The sequence below is a fragment of the Natronospirillum sp. genome (assembly GCF_022565775.1).
In the GTDB taxonomy this organism is placed as follows: Bacteria; Pseudomonadota; Gammaproteobacteria; order Pseudomonadales; family Natronospirillaceae; genus Natronospirillum.
In genome coordinates this window covers 192,813-199,193 of record NZ_JAIUMC010000001.1, presented here as the reverse complement: position 1 = coordinate 199,193, position 6,381 = coordinate 192,813, and the positions used below count along the sequence as shown (strand labels likewise).

Sequence of the window (6,381 nt, the reverse complement as noted above, 5' to 3'; positions counted from 1 at the left end):
CAGTTTTTCCGCGTCCATGATCAGATAGCCGCCGTTGGCCTTGTGCAGGCTGCCCGGCTGAATCAGCTGAAAATTGGTGACCGCCATGCCCTGCTGGGTCGCGTATTCAATGCGCCCGAACAGGTTCTGATAGGTGGGCAAAAGCTCATAGACCACCGGCACGCCATTTTTGGGGTCGTTCTGCACCAGCAGGTTGGGCAGCAGCTGGCCGTGCAGTGACTGCTTGCGGTCCGGGTCGGAGACCTTCTCCAGCGGATGGTCTTCCAGAAACACTTCACTGATCAGCGTCGGCAGTTGTTGCTTGAGCTGGCGCAGATAGCGCAGCACCGAAATATTGCCGTCATACTTGTACTCCAGTTCCCGCAGCAGCGGCTTGACGGCTTGGGTGATGGTTTCGTCGTCCAGATGGCGCTGCTTTTCACTGGTTTCGCGGCGCCACTGGGGCAGTTCGAGCAGTGATTCGTTGAGCAGTTCTTCCAGCTCCTGAATACGGCGTTGAAATTCGCTGCGTTCACTTTCGCTGAGCTGGGCAAACTCGGTCTCATCCAGCACCTTGCCGTCCACAATGGGCGCCAGAATGATGCTGCCCTGATCGGACAGCAAGGCCACTTCCTGCTGTGAGGCCACCTTGTCGACCTGCATGATGGCGAGGTCATATTTCTGATTGAACTCGCGGTCGATGGCGGCTCTGCGGCGCTGATAGCTGGGGTTTTCGAACGCATCCGGAAAGGTGCTCATCAGCTCATCGACAAAGGCTTCCATGTCGTCCTTGAACACCTTGCCGTGACCGGCGGCCAACTGCATGACCAGGGGTTCGCGGGCATTGTCGAAGTTGTTGATGAAGCAGACATCCATCGGCGGCGGACGCCGCGTGGCCACTTCCCGCACATAACTGGACACCAGCGACTGGCGGCCGGTGCCGGTTTCACCCATGACAAACAGGTTGTAGCCATTGGCCTGCATGTTGATGCCGAACTCCAGCGCCTCCTTGGCTCTGGGCTGGCCCAGAAAGCCGGATGACCCTTCCAGATCACGGGTGGTTTCGAAGTTGAGATAGGACAGGTCCACGCGTGACCGCAGTTGATCTGCCTGCAGCATTGCGGATGGCAACGGTGAAACTACGAGATCACTCGCCATAATGGTCGGATTCCTTGCGTAATGGGTCGGGGCTCAGACAGCAACCGGCCCCTTGATGTGAGGATGCGCCTGATAGCCGACAATTTCAAAGTCTTCATAGCGATAATCGAACAGGCTGTCAGGCTTGCGCAGAATGTTCAGCGTGGGCAGCGGATAGGGTTCTCGCTCGACCTGTTCGGCTGTCTGCTTGAAGTGATTGCTGTAGATATGCACATCACCCCCGGTCCAGACAAAATCGCCCGCTTCCAGCCCGGCCTGCTGCGCCATCATGTGGGTCAGCAGCGCATAGCTGGCAATGTTGAACGGCAGGCCGAGAAACACATCACAACTGCGCTGATACAGCTGACAGCTGAGTTTGCCGTCCGCCACATAGAACTGGAACAGGCAGTGACAGGGCGGCAGCGCCATGCTGGGTACGTCGGCCGGGTTCCAGGCGACCACCAGCATGCGCCGGGAATCCGGGCGGTGGCGAATCTGGTCGAGCACGTCACTGAGCTGATCAATGGTCTCGCCTCTGGGGGTCTGCCAGGCTCGCCACTGCTTGCCATAGACTGGCCCCAAGTCGCCATTCTCGTCCGCCCAGTCATCCCAGATCGACACCCCGTTGTCTTTCAGGTAGCGAATGTTGGTATCGCCCTGAATAAACCACAGTAGCTCATGAATGATGGAGCGCAGGTGCAGCTTCTTGGTGGTCACCAGCGGAAACCCGGCGCTCAGGTCAAAGCGCATCTGATAACCGAAAACACTGCGCGTACCGGTGCCGGTGCGGTCGGATTTGTCGTTACCGTTGGCCTTTATATGGCGAATCAGGTCCAGATATTGTTGCATGAGTCTCGCATTGTCCTCGGTTAAGGTGTGGGAGCCTTTTGGTGCCGCGCAACACACTGTCAGCGACGGCGCTTCTTGCTGCTCTTGCTCTTGCTCTTGGCTTTGTTCTTTTGTCCGCCCAGACCGGCGGGTTTGCTGTCAGTGCTCTCTGCGGCTACCGCAGCAGGGTCCACCCGGTCATCAATCTGCAGACGATAGGCCATGACCAGAAAGATGATACCCAAAATCAGCATGGGCAGTGACAACAGTATACCCATGGTCAGCCACTCTCCGGCCAGGTAACCGATATGCGCATCCGGTTCGCGAAAGAACTCGGCGATGGAGCGGAATATGGCATAACCGGCCAGGAAAAACCCGGTCACGGCAAAGCGCGGACGTGGCTTGTGGCTGAACCACCAGAGCAGAATGAACAGTGCCAGACCCTCACCGGCCGCCTGATACAACTGGGACGGATGGCGGGCGAGATCATCCGGTGCATGCGGAAAGATCATCGCCCAGGGCACATCCGTTGCCCGGCCCCAGAGTTCACCATTGATGAAGTTGCCGGTGCGCACGGCGGCAAAACCGATCGGTGCCAGCGGCGCAATAAAGTCGGCCACCTGCCAGTAGCTCTTGCCGGTTCGGCGAGCGTACAGAATCAGGGCGACCGACACACCGATAAAGCCGCCGTGGAAGGACATGCCACCGGCAAAGAAATTGAACAGGTACAGCGGGTTGTCGAGGAACTCACCGAACTGATAGAAGAACACATAGCCCATGCGGCCCCCGATCAGGGTACCGATGATGACATAAGTCAGCATGTCCCAGACCTGTTCCTTGGTCCAGCCCCGCCAGGGCTGATTGCGGGCGCGCCAGAGCCCTAGTGCCAGGCCGACAAAGAAGGTCACCAGATAGCTGACGCCGTACCAGTGCACCTGCAGAAAGCCCAGATCGAGGGCGACCGGGTTGATATCGTGAACGTAGGGCAAAATCAGTCTCCTGTCCTGAGTCGGGGCAGGGCCGCGCAAAGTGCGCGCCAGCCCTGATCAATCATTGCGGTGGTCTCGCGGCTCCCGTCGACCACAGTGTCGGCCTGTGCGCGTGACGGTGCCACATGACGGATATAACCCGGCCGCACGGTCTGCTCATATTGCTGCAGCACGCTTTCCGCGGTGCGCCCCCGGCTTGCCATGTCGCGCCGCAGACGGCGCAGCAGGCAGAGATCCGGCGCCGTGTCGACAAACAGGCTCACCGTCAGTTCATGGCGCAACGCGGGCCGGGCCAGCAGGAACAACCCTTCGACCAGAAGACAGGGCGCCGGTTCCAGAAGAACAGTCTCGTCAGATCGGGTATGTCGCGTGTAATCATAATCCGGCTGCTGGACGGACCGACCGGATCTGAGCTGCTGCAAATGCTGCAACAGCAGATCATGGTCTAGCGCCGCCGGGTCATCATAGTTCTGTGTTGCACGCTCGGCCAGCGAGAGCGCGGACTGATCCCGGTAATAGGCGTCTTCGCCCAGCAGCAACACCGGGGCGGACAAGTGCTCCTCCAGTCGGGTTTGCAGGCCCGCGGCCAGGGTCGATTTGCCCGAGCCGGAGGCCCCGGCGATGCCAATAACAATGCAGGAAGCGGCCATCGACTCCATCCAGCCGTCAATCAGTGCCGGTATTAAATCACAGGGGAGGCCTGACGTCATGGTGCGCGCTTCCAGCCCGCTGATGCACTTGTAAATGCAAATAATTCTTACTATAATGGTACGACAAAGTCACTTGTTGATCTGCAATGATGATGGCTATCTCAACGTCTCGTGCAGGAGCCGGCAGCAATGAACAGCAGGAGTGAGCGCACCATGGGTACCGAACGATCAGGAATGGAGTCACTGGCCACGCGCCTGATGATGACACGCCAGCATCGTGACCGCGGTCGTCATCGTTTGCCTCTGATCGCCAGCGCGCTGCTGGTCGTCGGCCTTGCGGCCGGCGCCGGCCTGTCCGTGGCGCTTTTTTCCCTCTATTGATCTCGCCTCTGTCCGCTTTACCGGGAACGATCTGTTTAGTGTCAAAACGTGACCGGGTTGGCTCTTCCAGCGTGCCCCTCGATTGATTTTCCGGTTTGCCTCCGCTTGAATGCTCTTGTACCGATCTGTAAAGGATCTCTGTTTGTTCACAGGGCATAAGGAAGGGGTTGCCACCATGACTACCGAATACTATAAACCGATCCGGATTCTTCAGTTTTTCTGGTATGGCGTCACTTTGGCGGCGGTACCGATGATTGCTGTCGCCGTAGGGCTGGGTACGCTTTTCGAAGCGCTGCCCGAGGCTGTCTATGTTGTCGATGTGCCGCAACTTGCTGCCTGGGCTATCGTACTGGGTCTGATGGGTATCGGGGTGATGGCCGGCAAGCTGGCGGGGCAGAAGTTTCTGACCCCGGCGCAGATGGCACGCCGGTCGGTCCAGGGCCAGCCCAAATCGGTGCAGGACGGCGCTGAAATGCGGGTCAAACAGGCCATGTTCATACAGCTGTCACTTTACGAGACCCCGGCGATACTGTTGATCGGCTACACGCTGATGGCTGCCGAACCGCAGTGGGTGATTGCAGGTGCCATCTACATGGTCGCAGTCGGGGTGCTGGCAAAACCGCAGTTCCTGAATCTGCTGCAAGACACGCAACGCGAACTGGAGCGGCTTGGGACTTGGTGATCGCCAAAATCCGGCTTGCGGGCCAGTTGCTTTTGTGCAAGGGAATGCATCGAGCCTGCCTCAATCTCCGCTGTCTTTACCGTCGCTACTCATGATGAAGCCAATGCAGGCCGCTAAGTACTGACGGCCAACGTAAATCAACAGGCCGCCGAGCAGAGTCAGGCCAATGGACTGGTTCATGGTCAGAATATTGTCTTCGGCCGGCAATCTGTTCTGGAATACGATCGAGAGTATTCCAATCATTACGCAACCTATCCCCAGATAGCAGGCAAGGGCTCGCACAACCAGATTCCTTTTTCCGCCTGAAAATGATCAGGACTGAGACTGCAGATAGTTTTCCACCCCCTGGGTACGGATATGGCCCAGTTGCTGTTCCAGCCAGTGAGTGTGGTCCTGCTCGGTGTCGGCGAGCAGCTTGAGCAGGATGTCCCGGGTGACATAGTCCTGCTCTTTTTCGCACAGTGCTATGGCCTTGCGCAGCTCGGCAGCATTGTCGTATTCGGTCTGCAGGTCGTTCTGCAGCATATCCGGCACGGTGGCGCCGATACGGAGTTTCTCCCGGGCGGCCACATCGGGCATGCCTTCGAGAAAAAGAATGCGTTCGATCAGCAGGGTAGCATGGCCGATTTCATCCTGCCGTTCGTGATCAATGCGCTCGAAGAGCTTCTGCAGACCCCAGTTTTCATACATCTGACTGTGCACGAAGTACTGGTCGATCGAGGTGAGTTCGATGGCCAGCAGTTTGTTCAGCGTATCGATTACGGATGATTTGCCTTGCATGGTGATAACTCCTTGGCTGCACTGTGGCCGATGTTCAGACCTGAGACTGCAGGTAGTTGGCGATGCCCATCTTTCCGATCAGTTCCTGTTGTGTCTCGACCCAGTCATAATAGTCTTCTTCTTCAGCCAGAATGCGCTCGAGCAGTTCGCGGCTGACATAGTCCTGAGCCTGCTCGCAGGCAGAGATGCCCTGGCGAACCTCGGCGATGAAGTCGCTCATCAGGTCCAGGTCGCACTGCAGCATTTCTTCGGTGGTTTCGCCAACGCGCAGACGACCCAGATGCTGAAGGTTGGGCAGCCCTTCCAGAAACAGGATACGTTCGATCAGATCATCGGCGCGCTTCATGGCGCGGATAGACTCTTTATAGGCGGCTTCATTGAGGTGGCCCAGACCCCAGTTGCGAAACATGCGCGCATGCAGAAAGGTCTGGTTGATGATCACCAGTTCGCTGGACAATACGGTGTTGAGGTTTTGGATAATCCCGGGGGCTGCTTGCATGCAATAGGTCCTTGCGTCGTCACTGGATGTTCAGCCTGCCGCTGAAGCTGCCTCAGTTATAGTGCAGGCTGGGCATCATTTCCAGTGTTGCCAGGCACGACACTCGGAGACCAGGTGGCAATCGCGCTGGCGAGAAGTCCGGGTTCCTCGATTTTCCTGGAAGCAGCCTGAAGAATGTCTCGCGCTTCACAAGCACATTTGCCGCAGGTGGTGCCGACACCGAGTGTCTGCTGCAGGTCGCGCACAGAACTGACGCTGCCCTTGCGGACGGCTTTTTCTATCTGCTGGTCTGTAACGGCATGACAAAGGCAGACATACATGGTGGGAACACTCCGGCGGTCGAATGGTCTGGTTTCATGATATGCAAACGATAATAATTGTCAATACCAGTCGTGTTTTATAACTCATTGCGTACAATTCTGAAATAAACCTTCTAAAGTTACAAAAATGAGGGCG

The 6,381-nt window shown here is 57.4% G+C and carries 10 protein-coding genes; 2 read left to right on the top strand and 8 right to left on the bottom strand.

Annotated features, from left to right (window positions below):
• From LAT62_RS00870 to udk, 4 genes are all read right to left on the bottom strand, one after another.
• The coding region (locus LAT62_RS00870; protein ID WP_293377463.1) for an ATP-binding protein at window positions 1-1,137 on the bottom strand (1,137 nt) is incomplete at its 3' end.
• A gap of 33 nt (window positions 1,138-1,170) precedes the next feature.
• Window positions 1,171-1,965, bottom strand: a complete 795-nt coding sequence (locus LAT62_RS00865) for a thymidylate synthase (protein WP_293377460.1) — start codon at window positions 1,963-1,965, stop codon at window positions 1,171-1,173.
• A gap of 59 nt (window positions 1,966-2,024) precedes the next feature.
• Window positions 2,025-2,933, bottom strand: a complete 909-nt coding sequence (gene lgt, locus LAT62_RS00860; protein ID WP_293377457.1) for a prolipoprotein diacylglyceryl transferase — start codon at window positions 2,931-2,933, stop codon at window positions 2,025-2,027.
• Between the two features lie 2 nt (window positions 2,934-2,935).
• A complete protein-coding gene (udk, locus tag LAT62_RS00855; RefSeq protein ID WP_293377454.1) occupies window positions 2,936-3,643 on the bottom strand; it encodes a uridine kinase in 708 nt (235 codons plus the stop codon).
• A gap of 129 nt (window positions 3,644-3,772) precedes the next feature.
• Here udk and LAT62_RS00850 point away from each other — a divergent pair, with 129 nt between their 5' ends.
• Both LAT62_RS00850 and LAT62_RS00845 read left to right on the top strand, forming a co-directional pair.
• On the top strand, window positions 3,773-3,964 hold the full coding sequence (locus LAT62_RS00850) for a hypothetical protein (protein ID WP_293377451.1): 192 nt from the start codon (window positions 3,773-3,775) through the stop codon (window positions 3,962-3,964).
• Between the two features lie 175 nt (window positions 3,965-4,139).
• Window positions 4,140-4,646: a hypothetical protein gene (locus LAT62_RS00845; protein WP_293377448.1), complete on the top strand. Its 507-nt coding sequence runs from the start codon at window positions 4,140-4,142 to the stop codon at window positions 4,644-4,646.
• Window positions 4,647-4,706: 60 nt separating this feature from the next.
• Here LAT62_RS00845 and LAT62_RS00840 read toward each other — a convergent pair whose 3' ends face one another.
• The 4 genes from LAT62_RS00840 to LAT62_RS00825 all read right to left on the bottom strand — a co-directional run bounded on the left by LAT62_RS00840 (window position 4,707) and on the right by LAT62_RS00825 (window position 6,245).
• Window positions 4,707-4,889, bottom strand: coding sequence for a hypothetical protein (locus LAT62_RS00840; protein WP_293377445.1), 183 nt, complete (start codon window positions 4,887-4,889; stop codon window positions 4,707-4,709).
• Window positions 4,890-4,958: 69 nt separating this feature from the next.
• Entirely contained in the window at window positions 4,959-5,426 is a 468-nt protein-coding gene (gene bfr, locus LAT62_RS00835; RefSeq protein ID WP_293377442.1) for a bacterioferritin, read from the bottom strand.
• Between the two features lie 34 nt (window positions 5,427-5,460).
• Complete coding sequence (gene bfr, locus LAT62_RS00830) at window positions 5,461-5,925, bottom strand: bacterioferritin (RefSeq protein WP_293377439.1); 465 nt, start codon at window positions 5,923-5,925, stop codon at window positions 5,461-5,463.
• Window positions 5,926-5,981: 56 nt separating this feature from the next.
• Window positions 5,982-6,245: a bacterioferritin-associated ferredoxin gene (locus LAT62_RS00825; protein ID WP_293377436.1), complete on the bottom strand. Its 264-nt coding sequence runs from the start codon at window positions 6,243-6,245 to the stop codon at window positions 5,982-5,984.
• Window positions 6,246-6,381: the final 136 nt, after the last annotated feature.

Excerpts from the sequence above, each read along its gene's own strand:
- bfr (WP_293377439.1), bottom strand. The coding sequence starts at position 5,925 with ATGCAAGCAGCCCCCGGGATTATCCAAAACCTCAACACCGTATTGTCC.
- LAT62_RS00850 (WP_293377451.1), top strand. The coding sequence starts at position 3,773 with ATGAACAGCAGGAGTGAGCGCACCATGGGTACCGAACGATCAGGAATG.
- udk (WP_293377454.1), bottom strand. The coding sequence starts at position 3,643 with ATGACGTCAGGCCTCCCCTGTGATTTAATACCGGCACTGATTGACGGC.
- LAT62_RS00845 (WP_293377448.1), top strand. The coding sequence starts at position 4,140 with ATGACTACCGAATACTATAAACCGATCCGGATTCTTCAGTTTTTCTGG.
- LAT62_RS00840 (WP_293377445.1), bottom strand. The coding sequence starts at position 4,889 with ATGATTGGAATACTCTCGATCGTATTCCAGAACAGATTGCCGGCCGAA.
- bfr (WP_293377442.1), bottom strand. The coding sequence starts at position 5,426 with ATGCAAGGCAAATCATCCGTAATCGATACGCTGAACAAACTGCTGGCC.
- LAT62_RS00865 (WP_293377460.1), bottom strand. The coding sequence starts at position 1,965 with ATGCAACAATATCTGGACCTGATTCGCCATATAAAGGCCAACGGTAAC.
- LAT62_RS00825 (WP_293377436.1), bottom strand. The coding sequence starts at position 6,245 with ATGTATGTCTGCCTTTGTCATGCCGTTACAGACCAGCAGATAGAAAAA.